16 protein-coding genes and 1 tRNA gene are annotated in these 16,821 nt (G+C 40.8%); 14 read left to right on the forward strand and 3 right to left on the reverse strand.

Features of this window, described 5'->3' with window-relative positions:
* The first annotated feature begins 6 nt into the window (after nt 1–6).
* From cysS to G4417_RS02195, 5 genes are all read left to right on the forward strand, one after another.
* Complete coding sequence (gene cysS, locus G4417_RS02175; RefSeq protein ID WP_173682481.1) at nt 7–1,416, forward strand: cysteine--tRNA ligase; 1,410 nt, start codon at nt 7–9, stop codon at nt 1,414–1,416.
* The gene (locus tag G4417_RS02180) at nt 1,401–1,880 is read left to right on the forward strand and encodes a Mini-ribonuclease 3 (protein WP_022380425.1); all 480 of its coding nucleotides are present in this window, start codon (nt 1,401–1,403) and stop codon (nt 1,878–1,880) included. The genes cysS and G4417_RS02180 overlap by 16 nt, the downstream gene beginning before the upstream one ends.
* Nucleotides 1,877–2,614 (forward strand): 23S rRNA (guanosine(2251)-2'-O)-methyltransferase RlmB, encoded by a 738-nt coding sequence (gene rlmB / locus G4417_RS02185; RefSeq protein ID WP_173682482.1) that lies wholly within the window; start codon nt 1,877–1,879, stop codon nt 2,612–2,614. Before G4417_RS02180 ends, rlmB begins: the two co-directional genes overlap by 4 nt.
* Nucleotides 2,615–2,694: 80 nt before the next feature.
* Complete coding sequence (sigH, locus tag G4417_RS02190) at nt 2,695–3,297, forward strand: RNA polymerase sporulation sigma factor SigH (RefSeq protein ID WP_274597608.1); 603 nt, start codon at nt 2,695–2,697, stop codon at nt 3,295–3,297.
* A gap of 113 nt (nt 3,298–3,410) precedes the next feature.
* Nucleotides 3,411–3,482: transfer RNA gene (locus G4417_RS02195), tRNA-Thr, on the forward strand.
* A 642-nt stretch (nt 3,483–4,124) separates the two neighbouring features.
* Here the strand turns inward: G4417_RS02195 and G4417_RS02200 are convergent.
* Nucleotides 4,125–4,634 carry a Uma2 family endonuclease gene (locus tag G4417_RS02200; RefSeq protein WP_173682484.1) on the reverse strand — a complete coding sequence of 170 codons (510 nt, stop codon included), beginning with the start codon at nt 4,632–4,634 and terminating at the stop codon, nt 4,125–4,127.
* Between the two features lie 251 nt (nt 4,635–4,885).
* Between G4417_RS02200 and G4417_RS02205 the strand changes: the two genes are divergently transcribed.
* Nucleotides 4,886–6,553 carry a glutamine--tRNA ligase/YqeY domain fusion protein gene (locus tag G4417_RS02205; RefSeq protein WP_173682485.1) on the forward strand — a complete coding sequence of 556 codons (1,668 nt, stop codon included), beginning with the start codon at nt 4,886–4,888 and terminating at the stop codon, nt 6,551–6,553.
* Between the two features lie 118 nt (nt 6,554–6,671).
* Here G4417_RS02205 and G4417_RS02210 read toward each other — a convergent pair whose 3' ends face one another.
* Nucleotides 6,672–7,076 (reverse strand): hypothetical protein, encoded by a 405-nt coding sequence (locus tag G4417_RS02210; RefSeq protein WP_173682486.1) that lies wholly within the window; start codon nt 7,074–7,076, stop codon nt 6,672–6,674.
* 220 nt (nt 7,077–7,296) lie between these two features.
* On the opposite strand from G4417_RS02210, the gene G4417_RS02215 reads away from it, so the two are divergent.
* From G4417_RS02215 to G4417_RS02245, 7 genes are all read left to right on the forward strand, one after another.
* Complete coding sequence (locus tag G4417_RS02215; protein WP_173682487.1) at nt 7,297–7,890, forward strand: Maf family protein; 594 nt, start codon at nt 7,297–7,299, stop codon at nt 7,888–7,890.
* 6 nt (nt 7,891–7,896) lie between these two features.
* On the forward strand, nt 7,897–8,562 hold the full coding sequence (locus G4417_RS02220; protein WP_173682488.1) for an HAD family hydrolase: 666 nt from the start codon (nt 7,897–7,899) through the stop codon (nt 8,560–8,562).
* Nucleotides 8,549–9,358 carry an HAD family hydrolase gene (locus G4417_RS02225; protein WP_330598093.1) on the forward strand — a complete coding sequence of 270 codons (810 nt, stop codon included), beginning with the start codon at nt 8,549–8,551 and terminating at the stop codon, nt 9,356–9,358. Before G4417_RS02220 ends, G4417_RS02225 begins: the two co-directional genes overlap by 14 nt.
* A 1-nt stretch (nt 9,359) precedes the next feature.
* Entirely contained in the window at nt 9,360–9,617 is a 258-nt protein-coding gene (locus tag G4417_RS02230; RefSeq protein WP_173682490.1) for a glyoxalase, read from the forward strand.
* Between the two features lie 427 nt (nt 9,618–10,044).
* Nucleotides 10,045–12,294 carry a hypothetical protein gene (locus G4417_RS16835; RefSeq protein ID WP_243872049.1) on the forward strand — a complete coding sequence of 750 codons (2,250 nt, stop codon included), beginning with the start codon at nt 10,045–10,047 and terminating at the stop codon, nt 12,292–12,294.
* Between the two features lie 293 nt (nt 12,295–12,587).
* Nucleotides 12,588–14,660 carry a molecular chaperone HtpG gene (gene htpG, locus G4417_RS02240; protein WP_173682491.1) on the forward strand — a complete coding sequence of 691 codons (2,073 nt, stop codon included), beginning with the start codon at nt 12,588–12,590 and terminating at the stop codon, nt 14,658–14,660.
* A 242-nt stretch (nt 14,661–14,902) separates the two neighbouring features.
* Nucleotides 14,903–15,241: a sporulation initiation factor Spo0A C-terminal domain-containing protein gene (locus G4417_RS02245; protein ID WP_173682492.1), complete on the forward strand. Its 339-nt coding sequence runs from the start codon at nt 14,903–14,905 to the stop codon at nt 15,239–15,241.
* 16 nt (nt 15,242–15,257) lie between these two features.
* On the opposite strand, the gene G4417_RS02250 is transcribed toward G4417_RS02245, so the two are convergent.
* On the reverse strand, nt 15,258–15,755 hold the full coding sequence (locus G4417_RS02250) for a DUF5721 family protein (protein ID WP_173682493.1): 498 nt from the start codon (nt 15,753–15,755) through the stop codon (nt 15,258–15,260).
* Between the two features lie 214 nt (nt 15,756–15,969).
* On the opposite strand from G4417_RS02250, the gene G4417_RS02255 reads away from it, so the two are divergent.
* Complete coding sequence (locus tag G4417_RS02255; protein ID WP_173682494.1) at nt 15,970–16,809, forward strand: DegV family protein; 840 nt, start codon at nt 15,970–15,972, stop codon at nt 16,807–16,809.
* Nucleotides 16,810–16,821 lie beyond the last annotated feature (12 nt).

The raw sequence follows: 16,821 nt of genomic DNA on the forward strand, positions 1-16,821 counted from the left end.
TAAAACATGAAACTTTTTAACACACTGACACGTAGAAAAGAAGAATTCGTACCTCTTGAAGAGGGAAAAGTTCGTATGTATGTCTGCGGTCCGACTGTATACAACCTGATCCATATCGGAAATGCACGTCCGATGATCATCTTCGATACCGTACGCCGATATATGGAATACAAAGGATATGAAGTAAACTATGTTTCCAATTTTACAGACGTAGATGACAAGATCATCAAGAAAGCAATCGAAGAGGGCGTAAGCGCACAGGAAATTTCCGAGCGTTATATTGCAGAGTGTAAGAAAGATATGGATGGCATGAATGTAAAACCTGCCACAATCAATCCACAGGCAACACAGGAAATCGACGGAATGATCAGCATGATCCAGACTCTGGTTGATAAGGGGTATGCTTATCCGGCAGCAGACGGTACTGTTTATTTCAGGGTTAAGAAGTTCAAAGAATATGGCAAACTTTCGCATAAGAACCTGGATGATCTGCAATCCGGCTTCCGTTCTCTGCAGGTATCCGGTGAAGACCAGAAAGAAGATCCACTGGATTTTGTTCTCTGGAAACCGAAGAAAGAGGGAGAACCATCCTGGCCTTCACCATGGTGTGACGGACGTCCGGGATGGCATATTGAGTGTTCTGTTATGGCGAAAAAATACCTTGGTGATGAGATTGATATCCATGCAGGCGGAGAAGACCTGATCTTTCCTCACCATGAGAACGAGATCGCACAGAGTGAATGCTGCAACGACAAAATCTTTGCAAAATACTGGATGCACAATGCATTCTTAAATATTGATAACAGAAAAATGTCCAAGTCTCTTGGAAACTTCCGTACTGTTCGTGAAATCAGTGAACAGTATGACCTGCAGGTGCTTCGTTTCTTCATGCTGAACGCACATTACAGAAGTCCGCTGAATTTCAGCGCAGATCTGATGGAAGCTGCAAAGAATGCATTAGAACGTATCACAGATGCAGCAGCAAACTTAAAGGACAGAAAAGCAGCAGCACAGACAGAAACTGCAACAGATGTAGAGAAAGAACTGCTTGCACAGGCACAGGAATTCGTAAAGAAATTTGAAGAAGCTATGGATGATGATTTCAACACAGCAGATGCACTGGCAGCAATTTTTGAACTGGTTAAATTTGCAAATACAAATGTATCAGAGGTAAGTTCCGCAGAATTTGCAGGAGCTCTTCTTGACACAATGGTGAAATTATGCGATGTACTTGGTCTGAAGGCTGTGAAAACAGAAGAAATCCTTGATAAAGAAATCGAAGACCTAATCGCAGAGCGTCAGGAAGCAAGAAAAGCAAAGAATTTCGCAAGAGCAGATGAGATCAGAGATGAGCTTCTGGCTAAGGGAATCATCCTTAAGGATACCCGCGAGGGAGTAAAATGGAAACGAGCTTAAATGATATGAGTGAGACAAACGGACTTAATGAAGAGAATTTGAGTAGTTTGAAAGGCATGCTTCATCAGTTGTTTCATTTGGAAGATAAAGACTTACGAACCTATTCTCCGCTGACATTGGCGTATATCGGAGATGGCGTCTATGAACTGGTGATCCGCACGATCCTTGTAAAAAAAGGCAATTGTCCGGTAAACCAGCTTCACAGAAAAGCCAGCAGTCTGGTTAAGGCAGGAACCCAGTCTTCCATGATGGAAGTGATTGAACCCATGCTCACAGAGGAGGAACACAGCGTTTACAGAAGAGGAAGGAATGCTCATTCTCCTACAATGGCTAAACATGCAACCATGGCAGACTACCGCAGGGCAACAGGGTTTGAAGCTCTGATGGGCTATTTATATTTAAAAGATGATTTCAGCAGGATCATAGAACTGGTCCGTGCAGGGATTGGAGAGGATAAGATATGAGTGAACAGATAGAAGGACGTAACGCAGTCCTGGAAGCCTTTCGTTCCGGCAAATGTGTAGATAAGCTTTTTATCCTGGACGGATGCCAGGACGGACCGGTCCGCACTATTGCCAGAGAGGCAAGAAAAAAAGATACGATTATTAACTATGTGGAAAAAGAACGTCTGGATCAGTTAAGCGAGACAGGCGCACATCAGGGCGTAATCGCTCAGGTGGCAGCCTATGAATATGCAAGTGTAGAAGATATTCTTGCGAAGGCAAAGGAAAAAGGAGAAGATCCCTTTATCTTTATCCTGGATAATATTGAGGATCCTCATAATCTTGGTGCGATCATCCGTACAGCAAACCTTGCAGGTGCACATGGGGTGATTATTCCCAAGAGAAGAGCAGTTGGCCTGACTTCCACAGTTGCCAAGACTTCAGCAGGTGCATTAAACTATACACCTGTTGCAAAGGTTACCAATCTGGGACATACCATCGATGAACTGAAAGAACAGGGCATGTGGTTTGTATGTGCGGATATGGGCGGTGAAACCATGTACAATCTTAACCTGACAGGTCCGATCGGCGTAGTGATCGGCAATGAAGGTGAAGGTGTAAGCAGACTGATCCGTGAGAAGTGTGATTTCGTGGCATCTATTCCTATGAAAGGTGACATTGATTCCCTCAATGCATCTGTGGCAGCCGGAGTACTTGGATATGAGATTGTACGTCAGAGACTGCAGAAGAAATAAAATTATTCCACAATATTGTTATGTTATAAGAAGCCCTCTGGGCGAATGATAGAGATTTTCAGAAAAACGGAAGGGTTAAATTGATGAAACAGTATGACGGAATTAAAGATGAAGAATTAATTTCCCGTTTCAAAAACGGGGAATCAGAAATCCTCGACTATTTGATGGAGAAATACAAGAGCATGGTCCGCAAAAAAGCAAGGACTATGTTCCTGATAGGCGGGGAGAACGATGATTTGATACAGGAAGGTATGATCGGACTGTTTAAGGCAGTCCGCGATTACCAGCCGGACAGAGATGCTGCATTTCAGACCTTTGCCAGTATATGTGTGGACAGACAGATCTACAACGCCATCCAGAGTTCCAACAGGCAGAAACACCAGCCGCTGAATTCCTATATTTCTCTCAGCGAACAGGATGGGGAAAATGAAGAACATCTTGGAGATAACTGGGGAGAGAACCCGGAGTCTATTATTATTGACCAAGAGAATCTCCAGGATCTGGAGCAGGAGATAACAGCAACGTTAAGTCCAATGGAGAACCAGGTTCTTGAATATTATCTGGCAGGAAACGGATACGGAGAGATTGCCCGGATCATGGGAAAAACACCCAAGTCCATAGATAATGCATTACAGCGCATCCGAACCAAAATCAGAGAGCAGTTGGAACAATATCAAAAATAGAAAGATATCTGTATAAAACCAAAAAATAAAAATCAAAAAGTTAAAAATAGGGATTGACAATACAAATAAGTTCTGGTAATATAGCTAAATGTGAGCGGTAAATCCGACACAATGCTGATGTGGCTCAGAGGTAGAGCACTTCCTTGGTAAGGAAGGGGTCACGGGTTCAATTCCCGTCATCAGCTTGATAAGAATGGCTTATTTACTGGGTTTGTGAGGTGCCAGTAAATCAAAGTTACTCAAAAAGTTACTCAAGATAATCAGGACATAGGTTCTGATTATTTTTTGTGCAATTTGCAGTTCCGGGATACTGCTCAGAATTGCAGTTTTTGTACTGAGACTCTTCCTATTCCTGAAATAATGATTTTAGGATGATATACTCGAATAAACCCAGTATTATTTTATAAACTTCTAAGAACTGTTTGTACTTCCAGAATGACAAGAGATATGTTATACTTACAGTGTTGTCCAACCGATACCCGGCAACGGGAGGAGGTGAAGTCTATATGGAGAATCTTGCTATTTCTTTTCTTGTCTCCTTTATGGCAAGCATAGCCGCCTATTATGTTTGCAAATGGTTAGACGGAGATAAGTAGGGCAATACTAACCTGGCAGTTTCTTGTCTGCCATAAAAAATAAGAAGAAGCCCCCAGTATTCGCACTACTGAGGGCTTCATTCTTTTTGTCTACATGGACTTGCTATTTCTTTTCGCCTACTGGCATTATAGCATATGCAGATCAGGAAATCAATATGCAAGTGATTCTGAAACATTCTGAAACAAATAAAAAAGAGTAAACTATCTCCTTGGTTTATGCCTTATTTTTCGTTAATATTCACCAATGTCGAACAGCTCGTCAAAGGTTATCTTCAGATTCGGAAACATAACCAGATGTAAATCTTCTTTATTCTGGGCTGTGACAGTCTTATAAAGATACGGATAACCAGTGCCATCTTCTTTGAAATCGAAGAGATAAATCTCTACAGATTTTTTTCTCCAGTCAACGATCCAATACTCAGAGACACCGACCTTGCAATAAATATCCATCTTTTCATGTCGATCATATTCTTCTGTGGAATTGGACAAAACTTCCATCACAAAGCGGGGAATGCCAGTGAAAGAAATGTTCTTACGGTCTCTCAGGTTACAGATGATTGATACGTCAGGAATGATTACTTTATCATCATTTTCGCGCCATTCATACTGAACACCATCACCAAAGACACGACATAAGCTATCGTTGATTTGGCTGCCGATCTTGATGACAAAGTTATTGATAACCATAGAATGTTCTAGGTACGTTTTACTTAAATCTTCAATTGGTAGTGCATTACTCATATTGCCGCACCTCCTTGATATGTTGATATAATTATAATATTTTGCAAGATGTTAGTCAAGGATATGAGCTGCTGAAAGAGAGTGCAGATGAGTCTGAGAAATATAAGGCCTGTCACTGTTGTGTAAACGGTTGACAGATGGAATTTCCAATGATAATATAAATTCATTCGACATAAAAAATATTCAGTTGTATTTTTTATATATAGATGTGTGAAAAAACAGTATAAAATACGACAACAGGAGGGAAGAAGATGGAGAACGAAACAGTTTCCAAAAATTTTATTGAGAATATCATTGATAAAGATTTAGCAGAGGGTGTTTATGACACCGTGCATACACGTTTCCCACCGGAACCGAATGGATATCTTCATATCGGTCATGCCAAATCTATTCTTTTAAACTATGGCCTTGCACAGGAATATAACGGTAAATTCAACATGCGTTTTGACGACACAAACCCGACCAAAGAAAAGAGCGAGTTTGTAGAATCCATCAAGGCAGATATTAAATGGCTGGGTGCAGACTGGGAAGACAGACTGTTTTTTGCATCTGATTATTTCGGACAGATGTATGAAGCAGCTGTAAAGCTGATCCAGAAAGGCAAAGCCTATGTATGTGACCTGACTGCAGATCAGATTCGCGAATACCGCGGAACTCTTACAGAGCCAGGTAAAGAAAGCCCATATAGAAACAGAAGTGTAGAAGAGAACCTGCAGCTTTTCGAAGAGATGAAAGAAGGCAAATATGCAGACGGAGAGAAAGTGCTCCGTGCCAAGATCGATATGGCATCTCCGAATATGAATATGCGTGACCCGGTTATCTATCGTGTTGCTCATATGACACACCACAGAACCGGTGACACATGGTGCATCTATCCAATGTACGATTTCGCTCATCCTATCGAAGATGCCATCGAGGGAATCACACATTCCATCTGTACCCTGGAGTTTGAGGATCACAGACCGTTGTATGACTGGGTTGTAAAAGAACTGGAATATCCGCAGCCACCGAAGCAGATCGAGTTTGCAAAACTGTATCTGACAAATGTAGTTACAGGTAAACGTTATATCAAGAAACTGGTAGAGGAAGGCATCGTAGACGGATGGGATGATCCGCGTCTGGTCTCCATCGCAGCACTGCGCCGCCGTGGATTTACACCGGAATCCATTAAAATGTTTGTGGAGCTCTGTGGCGTATCTAAGGCAAACAGCTCTGTTGACTATGCAATGCTTGAATACTGCATCCGTGAGGATCTGAAACTGAAACGTCCACGTCTGATGGCTGTTCTTGATCCGATCAAGCTTGTGATAGATAATTATCCGGAAGGCGAAGTAGAATATCTGGAAGCTCCGAACAATATGGAGAATGAAGAACTGGGAACCCGTAAAATACCGTTTGGCAGAGAACTCTATATTGAGAGAGAAGACTTTATGGTAGATCCGCCTAAGAAATATAAGAGAATGTTCCCAGGTACAGAGGTTCGTCTTATGAACGCATATTTTGTAACCTGTACAGGATATGAAGCTGATGAAGATGGAACTGTACGTGTTGTGCATTGTACTTATGACCCTGCAACAAAGGGTGGCAATGCACCGGATGGCAGAAAAGTAAAAGGAACCATTCACTGGGTGGAAGCAAGCCAGGCAGGAAAAGCAGAAGTACGTCTCTATGAGAATATTGTAGATGAGGAAAAAGGCGTATATAATAAAGAGGATGGTTCTCTGAACGTAAATCCGAATTCTCTGACAAAAGTTACCGCGTATGTAGAGCCTGCACTTATGGAAGCAAAAGGCTATGACAGCTTCCAGTTTGTAAGAACAGGATTTTTCTGCGCAGATATCCATGACTCCAAAGAAGGTGCACCGATATTCAACCGTATCGTGTCTCTGAAGAGCTCATTTAAACTTCCGAAAGCATAATGAGACTGGATTGGTAAGATAATCAGAATAAAAAGGGAATGTTGCTTTTACGATTGTACAATCGTGAAGCAACATTCCCTTTTGGCTACGTTACTGTGAACAGAGTGAACACTAACGTTTATTCTTCAGATTCAGATGCAGTGTCCATAGTCTCTTCAAAAGTCTCAGGTTCATCGGCATCTTCTTCCTCTTCTGCATCTTTAATCTCAACTTCAGCAGCTTTATCGGAAGACTTCTCAGAATTGTCTGTATCAGCAGTTTCTTCAGATTCTTCGCTTTCGGTGTCATCTGTTGCAGACTGTTCGCCTGTATGTTCCCAAGACTGGAAATCTTCGGCAGGTTCCTGCTCTTCTTTAGCGGTTTCCTTTTCATCAGTCAGATCGAAATCATCAAAGTCATCTTCAAAATCAAAATCCTCTTTACAGGATCCTTTTTTTGCAATAAGGGCAGCTACAGCGCCGGCAGCAACTGCTGTAAGGGCACCAACTGCAACATATCCCCAGTATTTATTAATTTTAGCCATGATAATCATAAACTCCTTTCTGATATTCTCCTATTTTTGACAGCGGATCAGGATAAAAATATCTTTTGCACCTGACCTCATTTTATTCAGCTATAGGTTATTGTTATTTTAATACTTTTCAGATAAAAAGAAAAGCAAAATTTTTATGGAAAGAGTTAATGAAAGCAGTTGCATACCAAAAAGATACAAGGTATACTATGACAGGAAAGAAGAGGTTATTATGAAGAAAATTATTTTGGCGTCTGCCTCACCCAGACGAAAAGAACTACTGGAACGGGCAGGTGTGGATTTTGAAGTGATGCCTGCATCAGGCGAGGAGAAACGTATCTCAGATGATCCTGGAAAGGCAGTGAAACAACTGGCTTCAGACAAAGCTGCTTCTGTTACTGCCGTTGTGAAAGAAAGCGCAGACGGAACAATTGTGATTGGATCTGACACAGTGGTAGTGTTTGAGAATAAGATTCTTGGCAAACCTCAGGATACAGAGGATGCAGTGAATACATTAAAGAAACTTCAGGCAAATACTCATCAGGTATATACAGGCGTTTCTGTATGGGAAAAGAAGGAGGATGTCTGGACAGAACATACTTTTTATGAAAGTACAGATGTGACTTTTTATCCGGTTTCAGATGAAGAAATCAGAGAGTATGTTGCTACAGGAGAGCCTATGGATAAGGCTGGGAGTTATGGCATCCAGGGGCTTTTCGGAATTTATGTAAAGGGAATCTGCGGAGATTACAATAATGTGGTAGGACTCCCGATTGCCAGATTATTTTATGAAATGAAGAAATCAGGAATTGACTTAAGAGGATGACAAAAGATGATTAAAGCATGTATATTTGATTTGGATGGAACACTGGCTGATACGCTGGATTCCATGGCTTATGTGACTAACATTATTATGGAAAAATTCGGGCTGAAAACACTTCCGGTGGATAATTTCAGATATTACAGCGGTGAAGGGGCAAATATGCTGATCCGCCGTGCACTTAAGGATGCGGGGGATCCGGAACTCAGTCATTATGACGAGGGACAGAAGCTTTACAGAGAAATGTTTGAAGCAGATCCGATGTATAAAGTAGTTCCTTATAAGGGAATGCCGGAAACTTTAAAAAAATTGAAAGAACATGGAATGAAGCTGGCAGTCTGCTCAAATAAACCTCATCCTGCAGCCGTGAAAGTGATTTCGCAGCTTTTCGGCGGGGAATTTGATATGGTAGTCGGTCAGAGCGAAGCAATCCGCAGGAAACCGGCACCTGATGGGCCGCTTATGGTTGCGGAGAAATTTGGCGTAAAACCGGAAGAATGTATGTATGTGGGAGATACAAGTACAGATATGAAAACAGGTAAAGCCGCAGGAATGTTTACAGTAGGTGCACTCTGGGGCTTTCGTGACCAAAAGGAACTGAATGAGAATGGCGCAGATCTTGTCGCTGAGAAACCGACAGATCTGGTAAAGATTTGCGAGGAACATGGAAATGATTAAGCTGGTTGCAAGTGATCTGGATGGAACGTTGCTTTTACATAAGGCACAGTCTCTGCCTGAAGAAATTTTTTCGCTGATCAGGCAGTTAGAGGAACTGGGGATTATGTTTGTGGCAGCCAGTGGAAGACAATATCCGAATATGACAAAGCTGTTTGCGCCTGTTGCTTCAGAGATTTCCTATATTTCGGAGAATGGTGCACTGGCAGTAGATCATGGTAAGGTGCTGTATCAGGATTCTTTTGACAGAAAGCTGGCAAGGGAGATCATCTCTGCGATCATGGAAAAGAAAGATGCCGAGTTTACCTGTTCGGCAAAGGATTACCACTATCTGATGCCGAAGACAGAGAGATTTCATAATCACATGCTATATGAAGTAAAAAATGAGTGCAGATTTGTAAACAGTATGGAAGAAATGACTGATCCGATTATGAAGCTGGCTGTATTTGAACCGGCCGGTCTTACAGAGGAGTCTGTGAAATACTGGACTGGCAGGTTTGGAAAAGACTGTGTTGTTGTCACTTCAGGAAATGAATGGATCGATTTTATTCCTTTTGGCACAAACAAGGCAAAGGGAATCAGAGAATATCAGAAGCGATATCATATTTCGCCGGAAGAATGTATTGCATTTGGTGATGAATATAATGATATAGAGATGCTTAAAGCAGTAAAATACGGTTTTGCCATGGAGCATTCCAAGGAGGGGGTACGGGCGGCTGCGTCCTGCATAACGAAACGAGTTGAACCGGTCCTTGAGAAACTGATCCGGGCAAAGGGAAAGATTGAGGAGGTAATTTGAAATGTTTACAGAAGAATGTATTAATACGTTTCTTGAAAATCAGGAGCAGCTTTTTCCACAGCCGGTAGCAGAATCATATGAGGCAGCGGAAGCATTCCTTGAGGACTGTATGGCACAGGTTGTGGATTCTATTGAAGAAGTGAGAGAATATCTGGAAGAAGCAGGCGCTGATGTAGACGGAATGTCGGATGAAGAGCTGGAGGATGCAAGTGAAGTATTTGCATTGCCGGATGGAAAATATCTGATTGTAGAGGGATAAAATTCTCAGGATATATACAAAATACATAGCTGATTCAGCAAAGCAGGCTGTGAGTATCAGCAGAAAAAGATGCAGGGCGGTCCCTGAGTATCGGAGCAAAGTAAAATCTGGTATTCAGGGGCTGCAATTATTTTCAGGACAATTTTTATATATTTTGAATTACTCTGTCTCTATCTGCCTGAATGATGCAGAGGAAAAAATAAGAGCTGTAGGATAAGAGGGGACGGAGAAAATACAGATTACATTTTCAAAAAATATAATGCTATAATGGCTTTAAACAGAGCGTAAAAACAATGTTGCAGTCTTTTTGTATCGGGGGTAGACAGACGGCTGCGAAGGAATTACAGAACTGTGGATATTCAGTGTTTTTACAATGAAATGCTGGATAATCCGTAAATTCTATTATAAAGGAAAAGGAGGACTACAGATGGAGAAAAAGAGATTTCTTGCAGTCGTAATGACTGTGATGATGATTATTTCAATGGTTCCATCCATGGTTTTTGCGGCGGCTCCGTCAGGAGAACTGGGTGGTAAGCTTAAAGTTAAGGGGCTTGCTACCGTAGGCACAACTGTAAATGCAGATTACACAAAGGTCACACCGGAGGGAGTGACAGATGAAGATTTTACTTTTTCCTGGTCAAGGCAGACTGAGGAGAAAGAGTTAACACAGGTAGGTACTGAGAAAGCATATACGATAACTCAGGATGATCTGGGATACAGACTGGTGCTGGTTCTTACGCCTGTAGACGGAAGTGGACTGACAGGTACTCTTACTGCGAAGACGTTGGAAGTGGCTGCGACTGAAGAAGAAGCGAAGGTTGTGGCAGCGCAGACCGCAGAGAATACAGAGGATACACAGCAGGCAGAAACTGTCGATGGAACAGAGAACGCACAGTTGGAAGAGGATACAGAGGACGCAGATAATACAGAAGATTTACAGCAGAATGGGGAGAGTGAACAAGAGGATGATTCTGAGAATACGGAAGGTCAGCTGGAAGAAACACAGAAGGACACCAAAGAAGACTCGGATGATTCTCAGATGAAAATCTACACAGAGGACCAGCTTCATGTAGATGAAGATGGAAATGTGCAGACAGATGAAACAGAGAAAAACGAGCCGGCAGATAGCAGTGAGGCTCCGGCGACAGAGGATAACGCAGATGCGTCTCTTGAGGCACAGTCTCTGGATGTAAATACAGGAAATCTCAATTTCAGTGATATCGAGGAAAACTATACACAGGCAAATGAGAAATTGTCTATAACTGTAACAAATACAGGGGACGGAGATATTACTTTAAAAATACCGAAATCAGATTATTTTGATGTAATGAACGAAGATGGAAGTGAGGCTGTATCAGGGGTGCAGCTTGCAAAAGGGGCTTCTCTGATGTTTATGATACAGCCCAAGACTGGTCTGACAAAAGGCGATTACAGTGATACGCTGATATTTGAGAGTGAAGAGAATTCAGAAGTAGCAGTGCAGGTAACAGCAGAAGTATCTGTAAAAGAGGCGGCACAGGAGCAGATAACAGCAATTCAGGCAGATCCGGAATCTTTCGGTTATGATAATCTGAAGGAAGGCTATGAAACTCCTGAGGCAACGACCATTACACTTACCAATACAGGGAATACAACTGTTTCACTGGCACAGCCATATGCAGAATATTTTGATATAGGGGAACTTTCAGCATCCGTGCTGGAGCCGGAAGATTCTGCTACATTTACGGCTGTACCGGTAACCGGACTGAAGGCTGGTGATTATCTGGACAGTATTCAGATTGCCCGGACAGATACCGAAGGACAGGAAGATGTATTGACAACGATTAAAGCTTCTGTGACTGTTTCAGAAGTGGAAAAAGTTTATAAATTATCTGTAACACCGGAAGAACTGAACTTTGGAAAAGCAAAAGCAGGATACAGCGAAGCACCGAAAGCGCAGAAGGTTACACTGACCAATGAGGGAAATACAAATATAACTTTAAATGCACCGTCAGGCAATAACTTTAAGATTGGGAAACTTTCAGCCACAGAGCTTGCACCAGGGGAGAGCTGCACATTTAAAATTCGTCCGAAAGAGGGATTAAAGACCGGTTCCTATGTGGAATCTGTTGTGATCAATAATGAACAGCAGATCAGTGCGGCAGTGAAAGTTCAGTTCACAGTTAAAGCTGTCCGCAAAGCGAAGATTGCGGATCCGGCAGATAATAAGATCACAGGAATCAGTCCGGATGGATATACAACACAGTCAAAGATTACGTTCACGGCTGTGGGAGCGGGCATGGACAATGAAAGTCCGGGAAAGGGAGATGTCCGTTATGTGCCGTATAACTGGAAAGTGATCAACACAAACAGTTGGAGCAGTGCACCTTATACTGCTGCGTTTGGAATTACAAAGGCAGGAACTTATACACTGACAGTTGTATTTGACTGTCAGAAGTATAATGGAAGTGAATGGAAGAATACAGGTGACCAGGACACCAAACAGGTGAATTTCAGTATTACCCAGGCACAGACTGTGACAGCAACGCCAACTCCGACTCCACAGCCTAATGGAGCAACTGCAAAATCAGCGGTAAAGACAGGAGATACGACTAATATTGCGCCGTTTGTGATTATTCTGGCAATTGCAGCAGGATGTATTGTGGGAGTTGTAGTATACAAAAAGAGAAAAAAATAACCGAAAATAAAAGTGGAGTTAGTAATACGTGAGAAATACAGGGGAATATGTAATAATATAAAATTATTAGCACTCATTTCAAATGAGTGCTAATTTTTTCTTGACTTTTGGAATAAATGGTATTACTATATTTTTCAGAGAAGCAACTTGCAGGAGTCAAAAGCTATTACAAAAAATAAATAACAGAGAATAGTTTTGAATCCGGACTGCAGAACAGACAAGACAGGAGTGCAGTACATTGGCAGATAAAGTTGTGGCAAATGATTAAAAACAAAAAAAGGAGTGTGGACAGCATGGCTGTAAAACATGGAAATTTATCAATCAACAGTGAAAATATTTTCCCGATCATCAAGAAGTGGTTATATTCAGATCACGATATTTTTGTAAGAGAACTGGTCTCAAACGGCTGCGATGCGATCACAAAACTGAAAAAACTGGAAGTAATGGGAGAATATACTTTCCCGGAAGGATACAAACCGGAGATTCAGGTAATTGTTAACCCTGATGAAAAAACTTTGAAATTTATTGATAATGGTATTGGTATGACTGCTGATGAAGTAGAGAAATACATTACCCAGATTGCTTTCTCGGGTGCAACTCAGTTCCTTGAAAAATATAAAGATAAAACCACAGATGACCAGATGATCGGTCATTTCGGACTTGGCTTTTATTCTGCATTTATGGTGGCAGATGAGGTGCATATTGATACACTTTCCTATACAGAAGGTGCACAGCCTGTACACTGGTCCTGTGATGGCGGAACAGAATACGATATCCAGGAAGGCAATAAGAATACAATAGGTACAGAAATTACACTGTTTCTGAATGAAGATTGCCTGGAATTTGCAAATGAATACCGTATGCGTGAAATTCTTGAGAAATATTGTTCTTTCATGCCGGTACACATTTATCTTTCCAAAGCAAATGCACCACAGGAATATGAGACAATCGATGAATCTGAGTTAAGAGATGATGATGTAGTTGTTGAACATATCCATGAAGAAGCAAAGACAGAAGAGAAAGAAAATGATAAAGGTGAAAAGGAAACTGTTGAAGTTTCTCCTGCAAAGGATAAAGTAAAAATTAATAAACGCCCGGTTTCTATCAGTGATATCAATCCTCTCTGGATGAAGCATCCAAATGAATGTACAGATGATGAATATAAGGAATTCTACCGCAAGGTATTTATGGACTATAAAGAGCCTTTATTCTGGATCCATTTGAATATGGATTACCCGTTTAACCTGAAAGGTATTCTGTATTTCCCTAAGATCAATACAGAGTATGATTCTATTGAAGGAACGATTAAGCTGTATAACAATCAGGTATTTATCGCAGATAATATTAAGGAAGTAATTCCTGAATTCCTGCTTCTCCTGAAAGGTGTGATTGACTGTCCGGATCTTCCGCTGAATGTATCTCGAAGCGCATTGCAGAATGATGGATTTGTACAGAAGATTTCTGAGTACATTTCCAAGAAAGTGGCAGATAAGCTTACCGGAATGTGCAAGACAGACAGAGAGTCTTATGAGAAATACTGGGATGATATCAGCCCATTTATCAAATATGGTTGTATCAAAGATGCCAAATTTGCAGAGAAGATGGGAGATTATGTACTCTTTAAGAACCTTGATGGCAAATATCTCACATTAAAAGATTGCATTGAAGAGAATAAAAAAGAAACAGAAGAAATTGAGACTCAGACAGAAGAAAAACAAAAAGATGCAACAGAGTCTGAAAACAAAGACAATGCAGAAGAGAAAGAACCTGAGAAGACAGTAATCTTCTATGTAACTGATGAAGTTCAGCAGAGTCAGTATATCAATATGTTTAAGGAAGCAGGAAAAGATGCTGTTATCCTGAAGCATAATATTGACAGTGCATTTATCTCCAGTCTTGAGCAGAAACATCAGGATGTACAGTTTAAGCGCATTGATGCTGATCTGACCGAAGAAATGAAGGGTGAGGGTGCAACAGATGAAGAAACTGTAAAAGCACTGACAGAGCTTTTCCGCAAGAGTCTTAATAAAGATAAACTGGAAGTACATGTTGAGAATCTGAAGAATGAAAATATATCAGCAATGGTGACTCTTTCTGAAGAGAGCCGTCGTATGCAGGATATGATGAAGATGTACAATATGTACGGAATGGATCCCAATATGTTTGGGGGACAGGAAACACTGATTCTGAATGCGAATCATCCACTGGTTAAATATCTGGCAGAAAATCAGGAATCTGACAAGACTTCTCTTATCTGTGAACAGTTATATGACCTTGCAATGATGAGTCATAAGCAGCTTTCACCTGAAGAAATGACACGGTTTGTTCAGAGAAGCAATGAGATTCTGCTTCTGATTACAAAATAATGTTAATGGCCCGGATGAACAATCCGGGCTTCTTTTTTTGGAAAAATAGTATTGACAAATGTCTTATAAATTTTTATGATTATTTTGCTGGTATTTTTATAAGATCATGTCAAAATCATGCAAAATGCGATGATACTTCCGAATGACCAAATCTGGACTTTCATTATATGGAAATGTGTGTATATGAAATGAGAGATCAGCCTGTAAGATAACGGGATGATAATAGTCAGGAGGAAAAATGTATGAGTGAAGTATACGGAGTGATCAGAAAATTAGGGGCAACATCAAAATATAAAGGATATTATTATATTGCAGATGCTGTAGAGATGGCAGGTGAGATCCGGGAACGTCCGGTTAAGGTAACGAAGGATATATATCCCATAATTGCAAGGAAATACAGGTCTACGCCATCTAATGTGGAACATAATATCAGAACATTAGTGAACCTGTGCTGGACAAATCATAAAGATGTGCTGGAAGAAATGGCAGGATGCACAATGGCAGACAAACCCACAAACAGTGAGTTTATTGATATTCTGGTTTATTATCTTCAGCATCTGGACAGAAAAATGAATCAGTAATAAGCCATTGTATGATTTACAGCCTCTCAAAGGAGATATGATGACTGGAGAAAAATGAAGTCAGGGAATCATCCCAGAGATGTTCCAGACGCTTATCCAGACTGAAGGAAGAGTAGGAAACTCCGGTTGTACATAGAAGAGTCTGATTTTTGAACTGAATGTTCAGAAAAAAGTTGCAGACAGGGCTGTTGATGTCTTTTTCATTTTTTAACATAGACCGAGCCTGGTCCGGTGAGAGTTCAAATACAATCCTGAAACTTAATGGTGTGCGTTTGCCACGTATGATAGAAAAACAATAAGATTTTACGTCATGCCAGAGAGAATACTTTACAGATTTTTCCTGAAGTACAACATTGGTATCTGTATCGAAAAAATCATGTTGGAGCAATCCGTCTATTGTAAAGGTATTAAAGGTTGTAATGGATGCCTCTGCAAAAGAAAAACGATCAAATACTTCACCAATCAGAAGCTTATTCATAAAATCTTTGATATCAGAAATTTTTAAAGCAAGCATAGAAAAACTCCTCTGTAAATACATTTCGTATAATTGCGTTTAATGAATTTGGCAGCGCTCTCTGCAGTTCTTTGCAGGGAGCGTCTTTTTATTATAAAGCACTTTTGAAAAAAAGAACAGAGTTTTTGTGAAAAAGTCTTTTCAAACGTAGAACGGTGTGATAATATATATCTGGTATTGAATACTACATATAATGGAAAAGAGGACGATATAATTGAGATATAAGATTATCATAGATAGTTGTGGAGAACTTTTAGATGAATGGAAGAATGATGAACGTTTTGAATCCGTTCCATTAACCTTAATGGTAGGAGCTGAACAGATTATAGATGATGAGACATTTGATCAGGAAGATTTCCTTAAGAAAGTGGCTGCCTGCCCGGAATGTCCGAAATCAGCCTGCCCGTCGCCTGAGAGATATATGAGAGCATATGACTGCGAGGCTGAACATATTTATGCAGTGACTTTGTCTTCTGAGCTGAGTGGTTCCTATAACAGTGCGTTACTTGGCAGAGACCTTATTATGGAGGATCATCCGGATAAAAAAATCCATGTGTTTAATTCCTGTTCCGCATCCATCGGGGAAAGCCTGATCGGAATGAAGATACAGGAATGTGAAGAAGCAGGGATGAGTTTTGAAGAAGTTGTTTCAACTGTGGAACATTATATTGAAGGACAGCATACATTTTTTGTACTTGAAAACCTGGATACTTTGAGAAAAAATGGGCGTCTCAGTAAGGTGAAAGCGTTGGTGGCCAGTGCACTGAAGATTAAACCTGTTATGGGATCAACAGATGAAGGGACAATCTGTCAGTTGGATCAGGCAAGAGGGATGAATCGTGCCATGATAAAAATAGTAGAGCAGGTAATTGCGAAAACTTCAGACAGTGCAGATAAAGTTCTTGCCATCAGTCATTGTAACTGTCCTGAGAGAGCGCAGGTGCTTAAAGAAGCATTTGAAGAGAGAATGAAGCTTGCAAAGATTGTAGTTCTTGATACAGCGGGTGTCAGCTCTATGTATGCAAATGATGGCGGAGTGATCGTTGCTATATAAACTAATTGTTTC

Source organism: Blautia wexlerae (assembly GCF_013300825.1).
In the GTDB taxonomy this organism is placed as follows: Bacteria; Bacillota; Clostridia; order Lachnospirales; family Lachnospiraceae; genus Blautia_A; species Blautia_A wexlerae_B.

Excerpts from the sequence above, each read along its gene's own strand:
- G4417_RS02200 (WP_173682484.1), bottom strand. The coding sequence starts at position 4,634 with ATGAGTAATGCACTACCAATTGAAGATTTAAGTAAAACGTACCTAGAA.
- cysS (WP_173682481.1), top strand. The coding sequence starts at position 7 with ATGAAACTTTTTAACACACTGACACGTAGAAAAGAAGAATTCGTACCT.
- G4417_RS02225 (WP_330598093.1), top strand. The coding sequence starts at position 8,549 with ATGGAAATGATTAAGCTGGTTGCAAGTGATCTGGATGGAACGTTGCTT.
- G4417_RS16835 (WP_243872049.1), top strand. The coding sequence starts at position 10,045 with ATGGAGAAAAAGAGATTTCTTGCAGTCGTAATGACTGTGATGATGATT.
- G4417_RS02245 (WP_173682492.1), top strand. The coding sequence starts at position 14,903 with ATGAGTGAAGTATACGGAGTGATCAGAAAATTAGGGGCAACATCAAAA.
- G4417_RS02220 (WP_173682488.1), top strand. The coding sequence starts at position 7,897 with ATGATTAAAGCATGTATATTTGATTTGGATGGAACACTGGCTGATACG.
- G4417_RS02205 (WP_173682485.1), top strand. The coding sequence starts at position 4,886 with ATGGAGAACGAAACAGTTTCCAAAAATTTTATTGAGAATATCATTGAT.
- G4417_RS02250 (WP_173682493.1), bottom strand. The coding sequence starts at position 15,755 with ATGCTTGCTTTAAAAATTTCTGATATCAAAGATTTTATGAATAAGCTT.
- htpG (WP_173682491.1), top strand. The coding sequence starts at position 12,588 with ATGGCTGTAAAACATGGAAATTTATCAATCAACAGTGAAAATATTTTC.
- G4417_RS02180 (WP_022380425.1), top strand. The coding sequence starts at position 1,401 with ATGGAAACGAGCTTAAATGATATGAGTGAGACAAACGGACTTAATGAA.
- rlmB (WP_173682482.1), top strand. The coding sequence starts at position 1,877 with ATGAGTGAACAGATAGAAGGACGTAACGCAGTCCTGGAAGCCTTTCGT.
- G4417_RS02215 (WP_173682487.1), top strand. The coding sequence starts at position 7,297 with ATGAAGAAAATTATTTTGGCGTCTGCCTCACCCAGACGAAAAGAACTA.
- G4417_RS02210 (WP_173682486.1), bottom strand. The coding sequence starts at position 7,076 with ATGGCTAAAATTAATAAATACTGGGGATATGTTGCAGTTGGTGCCCTT.
- G4417_RS02230 (WP_173682490.1), top strand. The coding sequence starts at position 9,360 with ATGTTTACAGAAGAATGTATTAATACGTTTCTTGAAAATCAGGAGCAG.